This window comes from Acetatifactor muris, assembly GCF_024623325.1.
GTDB classification, from domain to species: domain Bacteria; phylum Bacillota; class Clostridia; order Lachnospirales; family Lachnospiraceae; genus Acetatifactor; species Acetatifactor muris.
In genome coordinates this window covers 91,630-113,889 of the sequence record NZ_JANJZD010000012.1, presented here as the reverse complement: position 1 = coordinate 113,889, position 22,260 = coordinate 91,630, and the positions used below count along the sequence as shown (strand labels likewise).

Genomic DNA, 22,260 nt, shown 5'->3' with positions numbered 1-22,260 from the left:
AAGTATGAAAAACATAGAGTTGCCGCGCTCATTAAAAATCAGCACAACAATAATTATCTGCCTGAATATTTTCGTGTTTTTGTTTCTTGGAATATCCATTAACAATATGAGCGAAAGCACAATTGAAAATATAGGCACTGCTTATATGGCTGGAATGAACGAGCAGGTATCCTTACATTTTGAAACCATTATAGATCTCCGCCTGACAATGGCGGAATCCATAGCGCACATTGCCGCAGGTGAAGAGCATTCCGATTACGGCTCGAAGGAAGAGATAGAATACGGCGCACGGGCAAGGCATTTTCTATGCGCAGCCCTGTATTCCTCCGATGGTGACATTGAAATGATTTACGGCGATCCTGTGGAGCTCAACCACCCTGAACCTTTTCTGGAAAGTCTGCAGAATGGGGAGCGTAAAGTGGTATCTGCTGTCGACAGCAGCGGAAATAGTGTGATTTTATTCGGTGTTCCCTGTGAATATCCCATGTCCGACGGAAGCGACAGCCTTGCCATCATTGTAGGACTTTCTTCCAAATATATGGGAGAGGTTCTCTTTCTGGATTCTGACAGCTCGCTGATTTATTCCTTTGTCATACGCAGAGACGGCAGCTATGTTGTCAGGAATACGAATGGTACCCACGATAATTATTTTGACAGGCTATCCGATATCTTTGACGGCCAGCCTGAAGAAGCAGATTACTATATCGGACAGATAGCTGCTGCCATGAATGCAGATGAAGATTATTCCGTTATTCTGAAAAACGGCGAATCCCGCCGCCACCTGTATTGTTTCAGCCTCCCATACTGCGAATGGTATCTGGTGACGGTCCTTCCTTTCAGCGGGCTGGATCAGGCAATTTCAGGTATGAGCAGTCATTGGCTTGTCACCGTTTATGCTGCTTCTTTTGCTGTAATTGCCATGCTCCTCTACATATTCTTTCAGTATTTAAAAATATTCAAAAATCAGGTTTCTGAGCTGAAGCGTATGAATGAGGAAATGGATGCCGCACGGAGAGCGGCTGAAAAAGCGCAGAAAGAAGCTGAGCGGGCAAATGCGGCAAAGCAGGAATTTCTGTCCAGCATGAGCCATGATATACGCACCCCCATGAATGCCATAATCGGTATGACGGCTCTGGCTGCAAACAATACACACAATCCGGAACGGACTCAGGAATATCTGCGTAAAATCACATTATCCAGCAAGCATCTGCTTGGACTTATCAATGATGTGCTGGATATATCGAAAATTGAAAGCGGCAAAATGGTGCTGAATGTGGAGCCGACATCATTGCGGGAAGTCATGGACAGTATTGTCAATATTATGCAGCCCCAGGTCAGGGCAAAAAATCAGCTCTTCAACGCTGTCGCCTACGAAATTCTTTCGGAGGATGTATGCTGTGACAGTGTACGTCTGAATCAGGTATTGATTAACCTGTTGGGAAATGCTGTCAAATTTACGCCGGAAGGCGGTACTGTTCAGGTATCTGTATATCAGGAACCATTGCCGGAAGATACCTCCTGTGTTCGGACCCATTTCCTGGTCAGCGATACGGGCATTGGTATGTCAAAGGAATACCAGAAGGAAATATTCGACTCCTTCAGCAGAGAAGACAATACCCGCGTACAGAAAACAGAGGGCTCCGGGCTGGGAATGGCAATTACCAAATATATTGTGGATGCCATGGGCGGCACTATTTCCGTAAAAAGCGAACAGGGCAGGGGCAGTGAGTTTCACGTTGTTCTTGACCTGGCAAAGGCGGCAGAGCAGGAAGCTGAGCCGGTTCTTCCCGCCTGGAAAGTTCTGGTTGTAGATGAGGATGAGCGGTTATGCAGCAGTGCGGTTCATTTCTTAAATGCAATGGGGCTTCACGCCGAGTGGTGCCTGAGCGCTGAACCGGCAATGGGTCTGATCGCTGACCGCCATCAACAAAACGACGATTATCAGGTAATCCTTCTGGGCTGGAAATTACCGGGTATGAATGGAATTGAAGCTGCCCGGGAAATTCGTTTGAAGTATAAGGAAAGCAGCCCGGCTCTGCTGCTCGCAGCCCTTGACTGGAGCGGGATGGAAGCGGAAGCACGGGCAGCGGGGATTACCGGATTCATTTCCCTGCCGCTGTTCAGATCCGCTCTGTATGACGCCCTGAAAGTACTTGCCGGTACTCCCGGCGAAGAAATTGCAGATGCCGGCAAAGAAAATGACCTGGCGTTTCAGGGAAAACATATTTTAATGGCAGAGGATAACGAGATTAACTGGGAAGTTGCAAGGGAGCTGCTGTCTGTGCTTGAGCTGGATTTGGACTGGGTTGAAAACGGGCAGATCTGCTTTGAAAAATTTGCGAACTCTCCTGTTGGATATTATGACGCGATTCTTATGGATGTGCGGATGCCCCTGATGGATGGCTATGAAGCTACCAGAGCCATCCGGGATCTGGAACGTGCCGATGCGGATATTCCGATCATTGCAATGACTGCAGATGCTTTTTCGGAAGATATTCAAAAGTGTCTGGATTGTGGTATGGATGACCATCTGGCAAAACCCATTGATGTTCAGACTGTCGCCCGCAAGTTGAAAAAATATCTGTAATAAGGAAAATGTAACGAGAAGCAGAAAGGATTCACATATATGCGGCCGTTTTATGAGAATAAACAAGTAGGATTCCAGTGTTTCCTCTGCAAAGACATCACCTTTCCGGCTCATCTGCACAATGCGGTGGAACTGATTTTTATCCGGGAGGGTACTCTGGAAGTCACCATTTCAAACCAGACGAGAAAAATCCGGAAAGATGAAGCCGCCATCATCTTTCCGGATATGGTGCACAGTTATCTGGCGGAGGCTTCCTGCATGGCTGTTATCTGCATTTTTGCCCCGGCCCATGCGAAGGAATACTACCAGCTTTTCCGTAAACAGCAGCCCGAATGCCCCTTTTTCTCTTCCGGCACCCAGAATCCTGACATTCCTTTTGCCTTCGACAGAATGCTGCATTACGCGGAACAATCCCGCACTGTCAGCGAAGCCTGGCTGAATCTGATTCTGGCCTATCTGATGCCGGAGGCGAAATTTACCGCCCGAAACAGACAGGAAGATGCCGATGTGGGTTATCAGCTTATCTCCTATATCTCTCTGCACTTTCAGGAGCCCCTGACCCTGGAACGAATCGCCCGGGAGCTGCATTTCAACAAATATTATATCTCCCGCATTTTTACCCAGAAGCTGCACTGCAACTTTCATGAATATATCAATCGGCTCCGGCTGGACTACGCGGCCAGGCAGCTGCGGGACACGGATTGCCATATCACAGATATCTGGCAGGAGGCAGGCTTCGAAAGCCAGAAGACTTTCAACCGCACCTTCCTTGCCTGTTACCGTATGACGCCCTCCCAATACCGCAGGGTGCTGCCGCCGATCTCCTAATTCCAGCGCGGCTTTCCCCCATGTCCTCCGCCATTGTTGTCTGTATTATCTCTGCAGACGGCCGGTCACAGGCTGCCTCCTCCCGGCGGCTCACTCTCCTGCCAGAAGCGCCCTGGGCGTAATTTTCCTGATTTTTAATGAGAGGACGCAGGCAATCCCGAATGTAAAGAGCACAAGTCCGACGCCTGCGATCAGATTCAATCCCACAGGCACCACAAAGGTACATTTCACAATGCCGATTCCTCTCAGGAACAGAGCAGTCAGAGGATTGATGGCAAAGCTTCCGACAATCATGCCCACAATGGTTGAAGCTGCCGCTGCAGGCATAACAGACAGCGCTGTCTGCAAGATCAGCTGTCCCGTGGTAAAGCCCAACGCTTTGAGAATCCCATAATCCCGTCTTTTACTGTTCAGCATTGTCCGCACCAGCAGATACAGGACAAATGCAATAATAATTGCGCTCAAGATAAGAACAGCCACAACAATCATTGTCATCAGAAGCACATATACGGAAGCCGCTCCTTCCACTGTTGTCCTGATATTGATCAAAGCATTCACCCCATCGCCGTAGGTGTCCTTCATTTCTTCATGAAATTCGTCAATATTGACCTCCTCCGCCAGATTCAGATAATAACTTGCGCTCTGCATTTTTCCCAGCCTCTCGTATCCTTCTCTGGTAAGCAGACAGTCCTTACCCAGGTTGTTGCTGATCTGTGTAAAACCAGTGATCAGATAACAGGCTTCTTTTCCCTCCGCCGTTATCGTAATCTCGTCTCCAATCTTCAGTCCCTTTTCTCCTGCATATTTCGCGGCCACGGCAATTTCGTTATCATACTTTGGAAATCTTCCCTTGAACACAACACTTTGATTATTTACTTTGGAATAATCCTCTGTAAAAGTTGCAATCAGAGCCACTCCGTCCACATGACGCACTTCCGCGGAATTATACAGATAGATTTTTTCCACCCGGGAGTCGCCATTCATGTCTTTCAGAAAATCTTCCTCCATGTCCGCCGTCACATTGATACAGCTGTCCGCTGTCTCTCCCACAATCAGATTCACAAAAGGCGTCATATCCATCATCATGTTTCTGATCATCAGGCCGGAAAATACCACCACCAGCGACAGAACAAGCATGGTGATACAGATGGTAATATTGTTTTTCATCCCGGAAAACGTTGTCTTCAACGCAAGTGCAAGGTTCAGCGGTGCTCCCGTATCTGACAGCGGAACGGGATTGCGTCTGAAGCTGTGTGTCCTGAGCCCCTGTCTCAATGCCGTGACAGGTTCCATTTTCCTGATTCTGCGGGAATACAGCCACACCGCCAGCGCAACCGTTCCTCCGGATATCATCAGCGTAAGCAGAAAAGGCAGCGGCAGAAACCGCACAGAATACGGAATGCCTGTCTGTGAAATCATCAGTTCATTCACATAGGGAAACAGGCAATAGGAAATACCTGCCCCTGCCACCGCAGCGGCAAGACTCAGTCCCACAAACTGCATCAGAAGTGAGCCGATCAGCTGGCCGCTGGTATAGCCCACGGCTTTCAGTGCCCCCAGATTTTTCATATTCTCCTGAATATAATTGACAATGTTGGAAGCAATCACCACCAGTGCAATCAGAAGAATAAGAAAAGCCATGGCACTCATAATCCCCGAACAGATCATCTGCGAAATATAGCGGGACTGGGATACAAGCGCATAGGAATTGCTGACCATACGGGCCGCCGGATATTGAGATGACACCTTATTTTTCATCATTGCTTCAAAATTCTCATTTTCCGCCCGTTCCTTCAGCCTGACAGAACACAATACAGCCTTCGGCGCGTATCCCTTCTCTTCCAGCTCCGCATACTTATCCTCTGTGAGAATCAGCGCACACAGACTGCAGTTATGAGAACCTGCCATCACACTGTTGAAAAAGCCGCATACGGTATACGAAACTTTATTGCTTCCTATGGAAATCTCCACGGTTTTTCCCACGGAAATGTCCTCTGACTTATAGAGCAGAGGCATGTAAATTCCGCTCTCCGCACCACTGTCCTCCAGAATTTCCACTCTTCCCACCGGCCGGGAAACAGCCGACTGTTTTTCCAGAAAAATCAGGTCAGAATTCACCTCTCCTCCGTTGTAATCGAAAGAGCCTACCATATGCATGGAATCACTCAGGAAAAAAGTATCCACGCCTTCCTCCTGTTCCAGAAGCTGCGTCAGAAATTCCTTTGTCTCAGTCAGCTCTCCATCCACTGCAAGCGTCACATGTTCCGCATTCATTCTGTCATGGCTGCGGTCAAAGTTCTGTCTGTAGTCCATGGACAGCATAAGCCACAGATTCAGCATCATAGCGGCGAGAAACACAAGCGCCACAATAGCGGCCCCCTGCCCTTTCGCTCTCCTCAAATTAGAACGTGCAAGCAAAAAACTTTTTCTCATATTCTGTCCATACCCCTTCCCATTCCACTCTTCATCCAGCCTTCTGCAATTCTTACCATGCTACCACCCCATCTCCCGCAGAAAGCCTGAAAGTTTCTCATGCCTCTCCTGATCTCCATGCTGATAGCGCCCCAGATTGCATTCCCCCAGAATCATGCCATCCTTCAGATACAGAATACGGTTGCCCCTCCTGGCGGAACGCATATCATGAGTCACCATCACCACACTCTGGCCCTGTTCATTGAACGCGGTTAAGGTATCCAGTACATCCAGTCCTGTTTTGGAATTCAATGCCCCGGTGGGCTCATCCGCGAAGAGAATTTCCGGACTGTTGATCAGCGCACGGACCATCCCCGCCCGCTGGGCCTCTCCTCCTGAAATCTGTGTGGGAAATTTCTTCTGCATTTCTCTGGAAATTCCCACCGCCTCGAACAATTTCTCCGCTCTGTCCAGGATCACTTTTCTGTTCCTGTTTACAAGCATCCCAGCCGCCAGCACATTATCCATCAGCGACATACCGTCAATCAGGTAAATCTGCTGGAAGACAAAGCCGCAGTGTCTGCGGCGGAATATGGCAAGTCTGTCCTGGCTGTATTCGGAAATCACTTCATTTCCAAAGGTAATCGTCCCCAGAGACGGTGTATCCATTCCCGACAGAGCATACAGAAGCGTGGATTTCCCCGCTCCGCTGGCTCCCATAATCACGGTAAAATCTCCCCGGTAAAGTTCCAGGTCAATATTCTTCAGAATATGCTGCATCACTCCTCCGTTGGAAAAAGTTTTGCTTAATCGCCCGGTTTTCAACAAAATTTCTTTCATATTCAGTAACCATGCCTTTCTGCACCTGTCTCCTGTGCATGTTACATTTTACCTTTTTCATTCTTAACAGTCTTTAGATAATCCTTACAGATTTCTTAAATCTCTTCCCCCTCCATCTGAGGACGGACACTTTATAATATAAAAACAGCCGGCCTGCTCCCTGAAAAGCAGACGGCTGTTTCTTATAAGCTTTGTCATAAATCTTCGCCGGGACAGGTGACCTGCACTCACCCTGCATCGTGGGCTGTCCCCCGGCCGCTCAGCGCAATCCTGATGCTCACCCGCAGGCCCTTCTCTCCATTTCCGACAAGCAGTTCCCCCTGCATCTCCTTTAGAAAATAATCAGAGATATAGAGCCCCAGTCCTGCTCCCTCCACATTCTCCGCATTCCTGCCCCGTCTGAACTTCTCCTTTAAAAGGGGCAGTTCGTCGTCTCCCACACCTCCGCCGGCGTCCTGCATGGTTACCGTCAGATAACGTCCATCGTCTTCCACTGTTATCTCGATTTCGGTGTCAGCATATTTGTAGGAATTGGCAAACAGATTGTCGAACACCTGCTGCAGCCTCAGCTTATCCGCATACAGAACACAGTCCGGAACAGCGGGAATCGCGGCCCTGTGCAGATAATCAGCATTTTCCAGCAATGGCACAAGTTCATCGCTTCGGATGTCTTCCGGATTCACAGGCAATTGCTGCAGCTCCTCCAGAGTAGCAGTAAACAGATTGTTGATCAGTGTATTGATCTGATCTGCTTTCTGTATAATCATCCGATAATTGTCCCGGATTCTCTCCTGGGACGCAATCGCTGCCCCCACTTCGGAGGCAGCCTTGATGCTTGCCACAGGTGTCTTGATGTCATGGGAGAGCTTTGCCACCAGTTCCTTCTTCTCCGCGTTGGCCGCTGCTTCTGCCCGCCTGGCCTTCTTCAGCTCTGTGCGCATCAGGTCAAAGCTCTCCGTGAACGCACCGAAGAGATTCTGTCTGTCCATTTTCAGGGGAATATCCAGGTTGCCACCTGCAACCCGCTCCGCAAATCCACTCAGCTGACGAAAGGGCCTGGCCACTCTGTGATTCAGATAAAGCAGATATCCCACACATATTCCGCATTGTATCAGCATGGCTGTACCTATGAAGAGAATAACCGACTGCCTTTCCTCCCGGAATATCCGGGAAGCATCATTGTATATCAGAATTTTGCCCACCAGCTCATTGTCTGTCTGAATGTCAAGTATTGTATCCCTGTGGCGCACCGCGGCATTCAGGCTTTCGCTCAGCCCGGGTCCCGTCCTGTACAGGACAGCACCGTCCCTGTCCAGAACCACATAATCCAGCCCGGTATGATTCTCATGATGTGGCATATCCTCCCAGTCCTGCTGTACGGACCATACCGCATCATTGACCAGTACAGCATCCTGTCCGCTGTCTCTCTGCCGAAAGGCAAAAAAGAAAAGCAGCACTGCCTCCGCCGCAAGTACACACAGCAGGCAGACAAGAAAAGCACGTATTTTCATTTTCTCCTCATTTCCACATCAGCCTGACAGTCAGACTTCCTGAACGGTATCCGGACATGTGCCGCCGATTTCTTCATTCCCTCTGCCCGCTGAACCGATAGCCGTCTCCCCAGACCGTAATGATGTATTCCGGTCTGCCCGGCTCCCGCTCAATTGCCTCTCTGAGCCTGCGGATATGCACATTCAGCGTCCCGTCGCCTGTGAATTTATCCTCCCATACTTCTTCGAACAACTCCTGTTTTGATATCACACGGTTCTCATTTCTGATCAGATAGGACAGCAGCCGGAATTCCAGCGAAGTCAGCTTCACTGACTCCCCTTCCACCAACACCTGCCGCATGTTAAAATCCACTGTCAGCCGGTTATCAACGTATTTGCTGTCTGATTTCCCTCCCGGCTCTGACTCCAGCTTTCCGAAACGATTCAGCACCACCTTTACCTTTGCCAGCAGCACTCCCAGAGAATAGGGCTTCTGAATATAGTCGTCCCCTCCGATATGAAGCGCCACAATTTTATCATCGTCACTGGTTCTGGCAGAGACGAACAGAATGGGAACCTCCGTTTTCTCGCGCAGCTCCTTACAGAGCGCAAATCCGCTGCCATCCCCCAGATTGATATCCAGCAGCAGAAGGCTGGCACTGTTCTCCCGGTAAAATGCCCGACACTGCCCGGCGCTGTACACAACCGCCGTGCTGACGCCAAACAGATTGAAGTACTCCGCCGTGCTGTCCGCCAGCATTTTTTCATCATCTATAATGAGACAATCGTAATGCAATGCCAACCCTCCCCCTATATTTCTCTACCGCACCGACTTCCAGTTCACATTTTTCTCCTTGCTGGAAGCGGTGGCTTTGGCCAGCTGAAGAACCACTTCACTGAAATACCGCTCCGGCACTTCCTTCAGGAAGCAGGAATTCTGATCATTCGCCTCGTCATACACATAGCTGCCCCGTCGAATCCCTGCCGGCACCACTTCCCCCTTCTCATTCACCACCGTGCCTTCCAGACTATAGAATCTGGCCTCATACACAGTCACATCCTCGTTCTGTCCACCCACAAAACTGCCGGAGAAATGAAGCTCCACCCCCATGGCAAGCTCCTTATCCTCTCTGTAATAGCTGTAGAATCCTCCCGCATCCTGTACGGAACCTCTGTACCATCCCAGCGTCTGAAGCTTTCCGCCCAGAGACAGATCATTGACAATACAGCCGCCGAAACGCTCAAGGCTCTTTTCATTTTCCTCTTCCTTCGTCCTGTAATATACCGTTCTGTCAAGCTGTTCGATGGGCTGGGTAATCTCGTAATCCTCCAGCTGCTCCTTCCAGGCTTTCCGGGTATCCTCCGTCAGCTCAATGGGATGCACAATGCCGATATACTGAGAGGAATCTTCCCCGCCTTCGGGCAGTTCAAATTCATCCTCATCTTCTGTATTGAAAGAACCGTCCTCCATGTATCGGAATGTAGACACAAGCTTCCTGTCCTCGTATATGCCCCAGATCAATCCCGTGGCAAACTGGTGCATCACCGGATTCTTCACAAACAGATTCTTCCAGGCCTCCACGCTCCACTGCCGCCCGGTGGACAGCGCCATCTCAAGCCTCATCTTCTGACTGCTTACCGTGGCCTTCATCTGCTTCTTCATCTGTTTGAATTCTTCATAGGCAGCCTTTGCCTTCTCTTCGTCGTCCTTTTTTCCGGGCGAAGGGAGATTCTTCAGCTTCTTTCCGCTCTCATCGAATACTTCCACTTCCAGCGCGGTGGTAATGGTCACGGTAAACTTCCGCTCTCCGTAATCAAAGCAGCGCTCCATATTCTCATCAAAGCCCAGATCCGGCACAATTCTGTCCGCCAGCTCTTCCGTGGTGATTCCCAGCTGGGAAGCCACGAAATCCAGCGCCTTTCCGGCCGCCGCCTTAATCTGCTTGAACTTGAACTTCCTGGAGATGCCGTCCACAATCAGCAGGGCCTGAGGCTTCGGATTCAACGCAAGGGCCTGTACCGCCTCGGATGCAATGGCACCTCTTGCCGCCTGAGGCCATTCCTGAATCTGGTGATGAAGCTTTGTCACAATCTCATCTCCGCCGTGGATAGCCGCCGCATAGAGCACCCAGCGCTTCTTTGACTCCGCCCCCGCTTCCATCCATTTGTCAAACAGTTCATTGACATATATCGCCAGCTCCTTTTCATCCAACGTCTCCGCCAGCGCAGCAGCACTGGGACTTACCCCGCAGGGCGACATGGAGGAATAGCTCAGGAGAACGGCCTGCAGGTATTCTTCTTGCGCCTCTTCTCCCGCTTTTGTATGTACTTTGGAGAAAGGTGTCTCATAAGCCCAGGCCAGACCACGCTTTTTATTGCCCTTATGGGCCTCCTTTACCAGATCCTCCCGGGTCAGGGTCCTGCTGCCGCTCTCCGACTCTCCGCCGCCCACATGGAGCACAGTTTCCAGCAGCGTCCGGACCTTGCCGTTCTTTTCCTTTTCCAGCGCTTCCGTGAGAATCTCCTGGTATGCCTTACTATCCCACTCTGTCAGTACCCGGACAGCAATCTCCCGCTCTCCCGCCTTTTTAGAGGAAAGCAGCTTCTTCACATCCTCCTCCCAGGCCTTTTCCTGATACAAAATATTCAGCAGGGCTTCCTTCACCGTCTTCGCACTGTCCTGAGAAAAGCTGAGAATGGCTTCCTTATTCGCCTTCCTGTCTTCGGAAAGCACCAGAAGCCCGAAGACTCTTCCGGTACTGCCTGCTCCCTGGAAGGCCGCTGTCATCTCCTCACGCCGCTCCTGCAGATATCCCAGGAAAATCTTCTTCCCCACGGCTTCAAAAGTATTCTTCCACCTGTCCAGATAAAATGCATCATAGGCATCCGCATACCCCTTCAGCTGGTATTTCAGCCCCAGATGCCTGGCATTCACAGACGCAAAAGTCCGTTCCACATTCTCCGTCTTAATATTGGTGCCATCCCGGAAGCCGCCGGTATTGGCATAACCGCCGCAGAGCATCAGCAGCGCTTCACACCGGTCGCTCAGCTCGTCATACCCATAGCCTCTCTGGTAGCTCTGCAGTATATTCCAGTGCCTTCCGCCCCAGCGGTAACCGGTGAGCTCCAGCTTATCCTCATAAGCATAAAGAGTTTCAATCTCTGTCGTACCATTCAGATAATCTCCGGCGACATTTTTCACAGCCGGATCCAGCACCTGCAGAATGGCATCAATGACCTTTGTCTGCTGTTTGTGAATATCCGTGGCTTTTTTCGCATTATACAGGGACGGATCCAGCTTCTGGATGACGGCATTCATCCGATTATAAGCGTCGAAATCCACAGCATTCATACAGTCCAGATAGACTTCTCTGTTCCGTTTAAACTGCGCGTTCAGAATCCCTGTCTTCATCTTCTCCGCAGCCCAGATAATATATTTTCTGCTGTCGATTCCAAATGCCTCGTCATAGTCTCCGCCGTTCTGATTCAGCTCTCCCCGCAAATCCATGTTGTCCATAATATTCAGCATTTCCTTTGGATTGGCGGCAATACATATCTTCAGCACATTTTTCAGACGCACAGACTGCTTATAATTGACAAAAGCGGTACCTCCCAGTATACACAGCATAAAACGGTCCACAGGCAGATTGGCATGGGCCATTTTCAGGATTCTGCCATCCACTCTGTCATTATTCACCGCGTTGGTGATTTCATCCAGCTCCAGCCGGGGCATCTGTTTTTTGTAGAGGTTGCAGATACTGCTCACCAGAATGTCTTCATACTGCTTCAAAAGCTCCATGTCTTTTGTATCAATCTGTACGACCTCTTCCTTCTCACTGCTTTTACCGCCCAGGATTTTGCTCACGCCGGCCAGAATTCCGCCGTTTTTCTCCTCTGTTCCTTTTTCTACCAGCTTCAGATTTCTGTATTTCATCCTGAAATAAGTCGTCAGAACCAGCACTTTGCCGTTGTCCAGTTTACTTTTCTGATACTCCAGAGCCTTTCTCACATTTTCGGAAGTATTTTCTGAAATTTCTATGATTTTCTGTATGGAATAACGGCTTATCTGGTATTCATTCATACCTGCTCTCTCAGCAAAAAGCGTCACCTTTTTGGGGATCTCCATGTTCACTGTTTCTTTCTTGTTAAAGAAAATATAGTTGCTGGGAAACAGATTGCTGCTGGTGGACTGGCCCGCGGTAAAAAGAATATTGGCCAGCTTCTCCTTCTCTTCCCTGCCCTTGTTCACCAGATCCGTGAACAGTGAAACCATGGCATTCACCACATCCTGCGGCACACCGGACAGGTCCCGGAAGGTCAGCTTCTCCAGCTCCTGTTCCTCTGCGGCGCCGGTGAGATAATCCTCTATCAGGGTCAGCTCATCCGCCGTGAACAGATTCATCTGTTCGAAAAGTTCTACCATTTTAGTGATACGTTGGTCTCTTGGATTAATCATGGTTCTCCTCCTGAAATTTAATTTTATATCTGTTCTGCGCTTCCTGGCGCGTATTTGAAAAATCAGTCCAGCAAATGCCCCTCCCTGTAAGACCACTCCAGATAACTCGGGTTCTGGTAATAAAGGTCCGTCTGAAATTCCGATATTTCATCACTGATAAAAGAGTTAAATATTTTCAGCAGCTCCTCCACCTCTTTCCCAGGCACCGCGCAATCTTCAATCATAATACTATACAATTTCCCGATGTCCATAAAGCCAGGAACCGTATATTTACATTCTGTAATCGTATCGAAATCTCCCCCGGGGATTTCATATTGTTCTATTATCTCATCACTCACCTGTTCAAAGGAAAGGCAGTGATTGACTTCCGCATCATGCAGTTGCTTTTCAATTCCCTCTCTGCCCAGTGCTTCCGTTATTACACGCCGTCTGTTCTTCGTCTGGCGCGCCGTATATTCAATTAAGGAACATACATAAAAATAATCATTTCTTTCCTTTTCTGTCATAAATGATCTCGCTCCTGTCAAATATCAGGCAGTTCAATGCCGACAAAGTGTGAAAACTGATCTGATGTGTGGGATATCTGAATTCTGCCAATGCCCAGAACTGCTTTCTGCTTATTCTTCCTGTCAGAAAATCATTTACATAATTCCATACAGTATCATTTGCCATAGGTCCTTCCACAATGTCATATTGATGTGTCCCTCCGCTTCTGCATTTTGCGATAAAATCCAGCCATTCATCTGTCATATTATCGAACTTTAATACAGACACTCCATCAACCGGTTCATATGAATAGTAATTAATTATCGGTTCTCCTGCTCCCCGATTGGCCCATCGAACCGCCTGTTCAAAATTATTGGTACAGTAAAATCCCCATGAAAAATCTTTTGTATACCTTGTCTTGCGTACTTCTGGAAATTCAACAGTTTCTTTACCTGCATGATATAGAATCAAAGGTCCGTCACCTCAGCTTTCACACACTTTTATAGTAATCCCATCCCCGATCATACGCGGTTTTCTGCCTGCAGAGATACAGGTACTCATTTATGTCGGTATACAGCTCCGCCATCCGTCCGTTCTGGCGCTTCATCCGATGACGCCCTGCGGCGATTTCCTGACTCAGCTCTGAGAGCAGCCCCGATAAGCATTTCATGCCATAGCTTTCCGTTAATTCCGCAGCTTTCCCGATATCCTTCAAAGTGCTGTCATGAACCGTATAAAACCCGCTCTGGTACAGGTCCTCCATCAGGCTTTTCACTTCCTCCGAAATCTCTTCCACCACCTGGTACTTCGGCTTCCGGCCGGAGATCACGGTCTCGGCCTGACTATCCATTTCTGCCTCCTGGTGCGGGCCAGCCTTTACTGCCGTACTGTCTTCCCCCACAGACATCGCATCTGCCTCTTCCTTCTGACTGTCCTGACTTGCGTCCGCCAGGCCGATTGCCACTTCACGGCCTGCAGTTATTGCATCCTCGTCTTCCTCCACTTCCGGCAGGTCCACCGGATACATCCGCAGTCGGCCGTCTCGAAGGTATAGTTTCCCCAGAAAGCAGGGAAGCTTCTTCTCCGAAATTCTCTCCAGATACCGGATGGTGGAAGATTCCTGTCTGGAATAAGTGACCTCCACCAGAACTTCTCTGCCCGCCTGGTCATAAAGCGGTAAAGTCAGCTGCTGTCCTGTCCGGGAGAATTCTGCCTTCGCACAGGAAGCAGGACGGACGAATACCAGCTCCATACCTTTCCGGGTACTGCCCCCGCTGTTTCCACCATCGCCGCCGGACGCTTCCTCCCCGGAAGTGCTCTGTTCAAAAAGCCACCCTGTCTGCTGCTTTCCTATCTGTTCCTGAAAAAGCTTTTCGAAATCCCTGTAATACCATCCCTTTACATCGGAAGTGCGCAGTTTCTGCTCGCCCGTAATCTCTCCCCTGGTCTCCTGACTGGAGGAAAGGCGCATCCTGTCGTCACATTTTGCTCCGGTTAAGTGAATCCGCAGGTTCAGCAGATTTTCCATGGTAGTATTGATTCCCCAGGGGGCCTGGCCTTTTTCCGTGAAGCGGCCCCGCCGTCCCGAATCGTAGAACATAGGCCTGGCACTGGTATAAGTATACCACTTTCCGGAATTTTCTTCCAGAAAATAGATGGTCTCTCCCGCGTAACCTGCCTGATTCTGGAAATGCTCCATGCCGATTCCGATCAAATCCAGATTCCCCACAGGCAGATAATCTGCCCGGAATTCCCCGGCAAGCTTCATCACCGCACCGGCATCCTTCGCCTGTGAAAGCAAGGTTGCACGCCGGTACAGCCGTGTCATCTGTGCCATGAGGTCCTCTGTCTTCAAGGCGGCATTTCGCTTAAAATATTTGCCGTAAGCATCGGCAAGGGTTCTGAAATATCCCTCAAATCTGGCCAGTCCCGCATTATGACTGATGACCGCCAGCCGCTCCAGGTCCTCCGGCACATCCTCTGACGTTCTGGAAAGCCCCGTGCCGAAAAGCTCTTCCAGATAAGCCTTCATCTGTGCGGCAGCTTCCTTTCCTTTCTCCATGTCAATGGCCTGTCCGGAAGCCCCGATTTCACCCAGAAGCTTCTCTCCGGTAAGAATTCCTGCCTCCAGCTGACACCATAGAATGGCAGACGCCTTATGTACACAGAGTTCCTTTTTGTGGCAGGTACAGGTGGAATACTCCAGCGGCGACAGCAGCTTTACCGTGTATTCCGGCAGCTTTACCGTAATCACCGAGGAATATCGGATTTCAGGTCGCTGCTTTGCCGTGACCTGATTGACAAAGGTCTGAAATCCACGGGTTCCCAGGGTTTTTTTCAGTTTTTCGAAGGGGTATTCTGTTATTTCCTTTATAAGTATGGTCTGCTTCTTCTCATTCGGGCTCTGTCTTTCCGCCGCATTGATTCCATTCTGCTGTGCTTTACCATCTGCATCGTCTATGTTGTATGCTTTCTCCGATCCGGCCGTATCCTCCCCGCTGCCTCCTTCCCTGGCAGTCAGGGTATCCCCGCATCCCTGTGCTCCGGCATTTGCAGCATCTCCGCCATTCTGCGCCTCCGCAGGTGCTGTCAGAACTTCCTGGGACTCAGCCGCTTCCTGTCCATCTGCCCCGCTTTCTCCCGTCCCAGCCGCTTCTGTCCCGCCTTCTCCTGCGCCGCCTTCCTTCTGGCAGCTTTCCTTCAGCACCAGAATCGCCTGTACAATGTGTCTGCACATACTTCTGGAAGGGCAGCTGCATTTACTGTCGCCCAGAGGGAAACGTACTGTTACAGTCTCCTCCCCCACCGTTACGGAAGCATCTTCCTCCATGGCTCCGATGCTGGCCGGAACTTCCTCCTTATCCTTGTAAGCCCGCTTCACAATTCCCTTATTACTCAGGCCGATGAGATACTCGTCGTCCACATCGGCCAGTCTGTCTCTCCATTTACTCATACGATAATCTTCCCCATCCAGCCTGCCAGCTCCTCCGGCGTCATGGCCCCCACAAATGCACCCATATCTGCCAGCGCGGCTGCCGCGTTTCTGTCATAATTCGGATTGGCATCCATGTCCAGCGCCGTCAGCACCACCAGTCTGGCGCCGCTCTCGATGATTCCTCTGGCGGTACTGTACAGCCGCTGATATCCGCCGCCCTCATAGAGATCCGTTACAAGCACCACCATGGTACGGAAAGGAAAATCAATCAGCCCCTCACAGTAGGACAGTGCCCCGGCGATATTGGTCCCCCCGCCCAGCTGGACGCTCATCAGTGTCTCCACAGGGTCGTCCACATAGCCGCTTAAATCTACCACATTGGTGTCGAAAATCACCAGTTTTGTGTCCAGCATGGGAAGTCTGGCAAAAATCCCCGCCATAATCGCGCTGTGAATCACAGAATCCAGCATGGAGCCGCTTTCGTCCACACAGATTATCACCCGCCACTGATTGTATTTCTTCATCCTGGAATTAAAATACACGTTTTTCAGTACCAGCTGTCTGTTTTCAGCATCATAATTCTTCAGATTCATCCGGATGGTTTTCCTGATATCCAGGTTCCGGGCCGACTTCACCGGGCTGCTGGCGTTACGGTTGATCTGGCCGAAAAAGGACACCCTTATCTCCTGCTCCAGCTTTCTGCTGATCTCCTCCGCCACCTTCCGCACGATCTCCCTTGCCATCACCAGCACTTCGCCCTTCATCATGTGCTTCAGCTCAAGAATGGTCTTCAGAAGCTCCTTGTTGGGCTCCAGCTTCTTAAGCACCTCCGGGTCGGTGAGCAGCTCGGTCATCCCGTATTTTTCCAATGCGTGACGCTCCAGAACTTCCACTGTCTGCTTCGGGAACAGCTTTTTAATCTGCCGAAGCCAGTAAGGCACCGTGAGCTGAGAGCCTTCGCTTCCTCCCGAACGCTCCTTGCGTATCTCCTGCTCGTCGCCGTACTCTCTGGAATACAGATAGTCCAGCACATTCTCCATATCCATAAACTGCACTCCATCCCCGGAAAAGTCAATCTGCCCCGAGGCATATTTCCCGAGAACGAGTCTCCACCGGTTTAAAATCTCCTGTTCGTCAGCCATGTCTTTGTTCCTTTTCCATCCTCTAAGCATGTTGTCTCATTTTTTGTCTTCCCTTTCGGAAGAGTGTTCCAATGCTGCACGCACCCTCATTAAGGAAAAACCCAATAAGTTCTGCCCCTTCCACCTGTTCAGATCAAATCGGCTTTCATCCTTCATGGAAAGGCCTATTCCCCATATTCTGTCCTGAACTGCACATTCTGCCAATATATGATTCCGCGTAGCCAGAAGCTTCTCTTTTAACTCCACATTCTGCTGAAATTTTTCAAGTAATCCCTGATAAACAATAAGCTGACGCATACCATTCCACAAAATATCTTCATAATTCTTAACAGCTCTTCCCAATGCTTTGATTTTTCCCACATCAGCTGTGTCCAATATTTGTGCTGCAATCTCCATATCCTCAAAAAGTAATGCCTTTTGATACATCATATACTGTTCCATGGAAGAATATCGAATCCCGTTCACACCAAAATCCGAAAGATACCAATTACTTAAATATCCGTTTGCTTCATCAGGATTATGAAAGCATATAATGTTTTTCACAATAAAACCCACCTTCCACACTTCATTTTACATACCTTAATTTACTGACTCCATCCTTGCCTTCACATACTCATCCGTCTCTTTTCCATATGCATACCAGTCGGGATAGACCTCCGTCCTCTCCAGAATGTCCTTCCCGCCCTTTCCGTGAAGGCCTGCCGCCGCTGCGGCAATCTTATCCGTCTCTCTGGGCGTGAAATAGGTAAATGCCATGCGAAGCTCCGGCAGAAGCTCCATGAACTCTTCCTCCGTCACCCGGCCGTAAAATTCATCCAGCATCCGGATGAACGTATCCCCGATAAATACCAGGTCCCTGGCTGTAAAAAACAATCCCTTGAAAAACTGCGCCGTGTGAATCAACTGTTCCTTCGTACCGCTGAGATACCCCCGGCAGGCATTCTCCACCGCTTCCGCAGTCTCTCTTCCGCTTCCGTACAGAATGCCCTGAATACATCCGTTCAGTCCCGCATGAATCCCACTGTCATAAGTCATCTTCTCCAGCACCGCAAAGTAGCTCTCTCTCTCCTGTCCGTACGCGGCTTCGTCCCGCCCGGTAATCTGATACAGAAGCTTCAGAGCATTCATGCACCCGTTCAGGTCCTCGTCCTTGATTCCCGTCATGGAAGGAAGAAGCGTAATCATTTTCCGGCAGCCCAAATGAATCAGACTTTCGAATTCCAGCTTCGTCCCGTACAAGGGGCCCAGCTCCTCCATCATCAGCAGCGACCGCACTGCCTCAGCCAGAGAGTAGAAATCCGTGTCCCCCATCATCTGCTCGTGAACTCTGTCATAAACCGCCTGCATCTGCTCCCGAAGTCCCATCTCGAAGACCCTTGTCAGCAGAAGCACGCTCTCCTTCGCCCCCAGGTCCTTTTTCAATTCCTCCCGCACCAGGCTGATGGCGGCCTCCTCTATGGTGGCCCCGTAGACGGACACCTCGATCAGAGAGGAATTCACCTGAGCGCTCCATTTATATTTCCAGATTTCCCGCATGAGATTTCTGTCCTTTTTCAGCTGCAGGTTGGGTCCCTTTATTTTCCTGGCAAAGGTGGTATTCAGCCACACCATTCTGTGATAGAACATACTTTGCAGTCTGTGCTTCTTATTGGAAAAAATGGACAGTGTGGATTCCGCCTCCAGGGTAGAGCCTGTCTTGATGCCAAATTTCCTGCACTGGGCCTCAAAATCATGTATAACAGGCGGCACATCCGCCTGGCTGCACAATGCTCCCACAGCCCGGCCTGTCATCTGCTTCCGCAGAATCCGCAGCGGCGTATCCGTGGCAATGGTGTATTCCCCTTTTACAAAGGAGGCCAGCACAGCATCCAGAAGCTCATAGGCCCCCGGCTCCCGCTTGCCCCGCAGGCCCGCAAGTCCGTCCGCCATAGAACAGGCGCAGATTTCGTCGTAAGTGGAGAGATAGCCTTCCTTCCGCCTGGTCTCCTTGCCGGATGAGACAATCAAATCCAGAACCGCATCTTTATAGGGCGTATCCGATTCCGGTATCCCCGCCCATATTTTCTGATAAAAACCGGGGAAGGGCATTCCGCTGGCATAACCGTTCAACGCATCCGCCGCCTCCATGGAATAGGGCATCAGGTAGACGCCCTGGTCCTTCGCCGGAACTCTGCCTGACGGCGAATTTGCCTCCTTCCTCCCCTCTTTTCCGGATTTTTTGCCTGCTTTCCTGCTTTTTTCCTGCCCAGAAGAGCGGTTCTCCGCAATGACGCTGTCCGAGCCGGCATTTCCGCCTGCTTTCCCACAGGCCATTATCACCGCACCGTCCGTCTGCCCGCCCAGCAGAGTCCGCAGGCCCGGCGTATGAAAGCCCCCCGTCACCACCAGAACAATCTCTTCCGTCCCCGCCTTCCGGCTGGCATACTCCCGAATCCGCTCCGCCATGAACCGCTCTCTGGCCAGACAGCCTTCCTCCTCCAGAGATTCTTCCGGCGTGTTCTCCCTGGCCAGAGCACAGTAGGTCAGCAGATTATCGAACCATTTTTCGCTTTCCTCCGCCAGCCCGTTCAACTCAAAATATTTCTCCCAGAATTCGTCAAAGCTGCGAAGCCCCGCCTTCTCACAGAGCCGCTTCAAATATTCATTCCGGGAAAGCAGATAATCATCGTTATAATTGCTTTTCTCCTCTTCCTCCTTCAGCAGGCCCTTGCCCGCCTGAGAGGCCGCAAGAATATCTCCGTAGGACAGATCAATAAATGCCGTGTCAATCCCGTACTTTTTCCCTTCCCGCAGCGCCGCCAGCTCCGGCGAGTAATCCAGAAAGGGATAATAGCATTTGTATCGTTCCTTCTCCTCCGAAAGCACTCCCGACTCGTCATGATAGGAATAATAGATGGCAAAGGGCGCTTTCGTCTCCTCGTGCACCATCACCGGAATCAGCGGCCCGGCATTTTCCGGTCCCTCCACAAGGATAACGGAAGGCAGGATCTTTTCAATGGTCCGGCTGATATGATAAGCGCAGGCAGGACTGTGATGGCGGACAGGGAGAAGGATTATCTCAGCCATTTTCTCGCTTCGTAATATTCTTTCCATAAGCCACCTTCTTTGCTGCTCTTGTCTCTGATTACCGTATTGAAATATCCTTTTACCTTTTCCAGGTCATCCTTGTTCTCTTTGGACACGGCTCCTACCAGATTCTGAACCAGACTGTCCATGCTTAATGTCCCGTCCCCGTAATAATAGCCTGTAATCATGGCCTGATAATACACAGACACGGCCTCCGCCGTACTCATCACCGAGGACGGCTTATCAATTCGGTGCCCGTAAGAAGATACACCTTCCCGCAGCTCATGATAGGTGGACGCCAGAATCTCTGCCACATCCTCGTCAGCCTCCACGGCAATATGACTCTCTGCAGCAAGTTTATTGACTTCGTTCATAATAATCTGCTTCTCCATGGCCGCTTCTCTTACAGGCATTACCGTCTCGAAGTTGAAACGTCTCTTCAAAGCGCTGCTCATCTCATTGACACCCTTGTCTCTGGTGTTGGCGGTGCCGATGACATTGAAACCCGGTCTGGCAAAAAGGAAACCGCTGTCTCCCAGCTCCGGCACATTCAGCACTTTATCGCTGAGCACACTGATCAGGCTGTCCTGAATCTCCGCCGGGGTCCTGGTGATCTCCTCGAATCTGGTCAGAATTCCCTTCTCCATGCCTATGTAGAGCGGGGATGGCACAAGGGCTTCCCTGCTGGGCCCCTTCGCCAGAAGCAGTGCATAATTCCATGAATATTTTATCATATCTTCCGTGGTGCCGGCGGTTCCCTGGATGGTATTGGTGCTCACCCCGCTGATGGCGGCGGACAGCAGCTCCGACAGCATGGTTTTGGCCGTTCCCGGCTCTCCTACCAGCATCAGTCCCCGGTTGCCTGCCAAAGTCACAATACATCGTTCCACCAGGGCATCGTTGCCGAAGTATTTTTTCTCTATGTGGTATTCTTTTCCTGCGTAAACCACCGGTTTCGAGCTTCCCAGAATGAATGTCCGCACCGCTTTCGGAGACATCTGCCAGCTCTCCGGCTTATTTCCTGTGTCCGTATTTTTCAGCGCCTCCAGTTCTTCTCTGTATCTTACCTCTACCGGGGGCTTAATGAATTCCTGTTCCATGGCTTCTCTCCTCCATAGTTTTATTGTTCAAAATTATACCACGTTCTCCTGTCATATTCCATATTTTGCACAGAAAATTCATGTTTCGTTCACAAGAGATGGAGCCTCCTGCCAGGACCAGGGGGGCTTCCGCCAGGTCCAGGATTCCTGCCAGGACCAGCAGGGGGCTTCCGCCAAAGCCGGGTTTTCCGCAAGGACCAGCAGGGGGCTTCCGCCAGAGCCGGTTTTTCCGCAAGGACCAGCAAAGACCTTTTTCCTAAAGCGAAGGGACGTCGGAGAAGGGGTGGAGGTTCTTTCCTCGGCAGGGGTAACGCGCCGATGAACTAACTGCCAACAGAAACTAAGGAGCGAAAGTACCGCTCCCAAGTTTCAGTAGGCAGTGGATTTCATCTCTGCTAAGGGCACCCCTTGGGTGCTGTCGGAAAGAACCTCCACCCCTTCTCCGCCTGTCTTTCCGCGTGTTTTAGTGTGTAATAGCGCAGACCAATTTATGGCCGCAGAAGACTGAAACTTCACAAAACATGCCAGAAAGTTTAGTCTATATCTACATCAGGCACTGGACCCTCATGAGCCATGCCAGCCATAAAAGAAATCGTCCATATCTGTCCCAGGCCAGTTTAAACTGCAGAGAAACAGGCAGAGGAGGCCGGTGGCTCTTTCCGAAAGCACCAAGGGGTGCTCTTAGCAGAGGTAAAATCCAGCCTCTACGCAGACTTAAGCGCGGTACTTTCGCGCTTTAGTCGAAGTTGAGGCTTAGTTTACCGGCGCGTTACCCCGCCGAGGAAAGAACCACCGGCCTCCTCTGCCGTCCCTTTGCTTTCCCCCTGACCTGCCGCAGGAATCTGGACATTAGCAACAGGCCCCCTGTAAGTCATTGCAGCAAGTCCGGACTCTGGTGACAGGACCCTGTCTGCCATT

Annotated in this window: 14 protein-coding genes; 2 read left to right on the top strand and 12 right to left on the bottom strand. The window is 50.4% G+C overall.

Annotation, left to right across the window (positions count from 1 at the left end; all coding sequences use genetic code 11):
- Positions 1 to 4 precede the first annotated feature (4 nt).
- Positions 5 to 2,587 (top strand): hybrid sensor histidine kinase/response regulator, encoded by a 2,583-nt coding sequence (locus NSB25_RS13280; protein WP_103240061.1) that lies wholly within the window; start codon positions 5 to 7, stop codon positions 2,585 to 2,587.
- A gap of 39 nt (positions 2,588 to 2,626) precedes the next feature.
- Positions 2,627 to 3,415, top strand: coding sequence for an AraC family transcriptional regulator (locus NSB25_RS13275; protein WP_103240062.1), 789 nt, complete (start codon positions 2,627 to 2,629; stop codon positions 3,413 to 3,415).
- A gap of 90 nt (positions 3,416 to 3,505) precedes the next feature.
- Here NSB25_RS13275 and NSB25_RS13270 read toward each other — a convergent pair whose 3' ends face one another.
- The 12 genes from NSB25_RS13270 to NSB25_RS13215 form a co-directional block, all read right to left on the bottom strand.
- On the bottom strand, positions 3,506 to 5,848 hold the full coding sequence (locus tag NSB25_RS13270; RefSeq protein WP_103240063.1) for an ABC transporter permease: 2,343 nt from the start codon (positions 5,846 to 5,848) through the stop codon (positions 3,506 to 3,508).
- 60 nt (positions 5,849 to 5,908) lie between these two features.
- Positions 5,909 to 6,667, bottom strand: a complete 759-nt coding sequence (locus tag NSB25_RS13265) for an ABC transporter ATP-binding protein (RefSeq protein ID WP_103240064.1) — start codon at positions 6,665 to 6,667, stop codon at positions 5,909 to 5,911.
- 227 nt (positions 6,668 to 6,894) lie between these two features.
- The gene (locus tag NSB25_RS13260) at positions 6,895 to 8,178 is read right to left on the bottom strand and encodes a HAMP domain-containing sensor histidine kinase (protein ID WP_103240065.1); all 1,284 of its coding nucleotides are present in this window, start codon (positions 8,176 to 8,178) and stop codon (positions 6,895 to 6,897) included.
- 73 nt (positions 8,179 to 8,251) lie between these two features.
- Positions 8,252 to 8,953: a response regulator transcription factor gene (locus NSB25_RS13255; protein WP_103240066.1), complete on the bottom strand. Its 702-nt coding sequence runs from the start codon at positions 8,951 to 8,953 to the stop codon at positions 8,252 to 8,254.
- Between the two features lie 24 nt (positions 8,954 to 8,977).
- Positions 8,978 to 12,613 carry a DUF4132 domain-containing protein gene (locus tag NSB25_RS13250; protein ID WP_103240067.1) on the bottom strand — a complete coding sequence of 1,212 codons (3,636 nt, stop codon included), beginning with the start codon at positions 12,611 to 12,613 and terminating at the stop codon, positions 8,978 to 8,980.
- Positions 12,614 to 12,675: 62 nt separating this feature from the next.
- Complete coding sequence (locus tag NSB25_RS13245) at positions 12,676 to 13,119, bottom strand: hypothetical protein (RefSeq protein WP_103240068.1); 444 nt, start codon at positions 13,117 to 13,119, stop codon at positions 12,676 to 12,678.
- Positions 13,097 to 13,570: a DUF3990 domain-containing protein gene (locus NSB25_RS13240; protein ID WP_306817603.1), complete on the bottom strand. Its 474-nt coding sequence runs from the start codon at positions 13,568 to 13,570 to the stop codon at positions 13,097 to 13,099. The genes NSB25_RS13245 and NSB25_RS13240 overlap by 23 nt, the downstream gene beginning before the upstream one ends.
- Positions 13,571 to 13,589: 19 nt before the next feature.
- Positions 13,590 to 16,052 carry an SWIM zinc finger family protein gene (locus tag NSB25_RS13235; protein ID WP_103240069.1) on the bottom strand — a complete coding sequence of 821 codons (2,463 nt, stop codon included), beginning with the start codon at positions 16,050 to 16,052 and terminating at the stop codon, positions 13,590 to 13,592.
- A complete protein-coding gene (locus NSB25_RS13230; RefSeq protein ID WP_103240070.1) occupies positions 16,049 to 17,176 on the bottom strand; it encodes a VWA domain-containing protein in 1,128 nt (375 codons plus the stop codon). The genes NSB25_RS13235 and NSB25_RS13230 overlap by 4 nt, the downstream gene beginning before the upstream one ends.
- Before the next feature lie 36 nt (positions 17,177 to 17,212).
- Positions 17,213 to 17,719: an NADAR family protein gene (locus NSB25_RS13225; protein ID WP_103240160.1), complete on the bottom strand. Its 507-nt coding sequence runs from the start codon at positions 17,717 to 17,719 to the stop codon at positions 17,213 to 17,215.
- Positions 17,720 to 17,755: 36 nt separating this feature from the next.
- Complete coding sequence (locus NSB25_RS13220; protein ID WP_103240071.1) at positions 17,756 to 20,269, bottom strand: DUF5682 family protein; 2,514 nt, start codon at positions 20,267 to 20,269, stop codon at positions 17,756 to 17,758.
- Positions 20,230 to 21,342, bottom strand: a complete 1,113-nt coding sequence (locus tag NSB25_RS13215; RefSeq protein WP_103240072.1) for an ATP-binding protein — start codon at positions 21,340 to 21,342, stop codon at positions 20,230 to 20,232. Before NSB25_RS13215 ends, NSB25_RS13220 begins: the two co-directional genes overlap by 40 nt.
- Positions 21,343 to 22,260 lie beyond the last annotated feature (918 nt).

Bases quoted from the DNA above. Each gene is read 5' to 3' on its own strand.
- NSB25_RS13280 (WP_103240061.1), top strand. From the start codon at position 5: ATGAAAAACATAGAGTTGCCGCGCTCATTAAAAATCAGCACAACAATA.
- NSB25_RS13275 (WP_103240062.1), top strand. From the start codon at position 2,627: ATGCGGCCGTTTTATGAGAATAAACAAGTAGGATTCCAGTGTTTCCTC.
- NSB25_RS13270 (WP_103240063.1), bottom strand. From the start codon at position 5,848: ATGAGAAAAAGTTTTTTGCTTGCACGTTCTAATTTGAGGAGAGCGAAA.
- NSB25_RS13265 (WP_103240064.1), bottom strand. From the start codon at position 6,667: ATGAAAGAAATTTTGTTGAAAACCGGGCGATTAAGCAAAACTTTTTCC.
- NSB25_RS13260 (WP_103240065.1), bottom strand. From the start codon at position 8,178: ATGAAAATACGTGCTTTTCTTGTCTGCCTGCTGTGTGTACTTGCGGCG.
- NSB25_RS13250 (WP_103240067.1), bottom strand. From the start codon at position 12,613: ATGATTAATCCAAGAGACCAACGTATCACTAAAATGGTAGAACTTTTC.
- NSB25_RS13245 (WP_103240068.1), bottom strand. From the start codon at position 13,119: ATGACAGAAAAGGAAAGAAATGATTATTTTTATGTATGTTCCTTAATT.
- NSB25_RS13235 (WP_103240069.1), bottom strand. From the start codon at position 16,052: ATGAGTAAATGGAGAGACAGACTGGCCGATGTGGACGACGAGTATCTC.
- NSB25_RS13230 (WP_103240070.1), bottom strand. From the start codon at position 17,176: ATGGCTGACGAACAGGAGATTTTAAACCGGTGGAGACTCGTTCTCGGG.
- NSB25_RS13220 (WP_103240071.1), bottom strand. From the start codon at position 20,269: ATGGAAAGAATATTACGAAGCGAGAAAATGGCTGAGATAATCCTTCTC.
- NSB25_RS13215 (WP_103240072.1), bottom strand. From the start codon at position 21,342: ATGGAACAGGAATTCATTAAGCCCCCGGTAGAGGTAAGATACAGAGAA.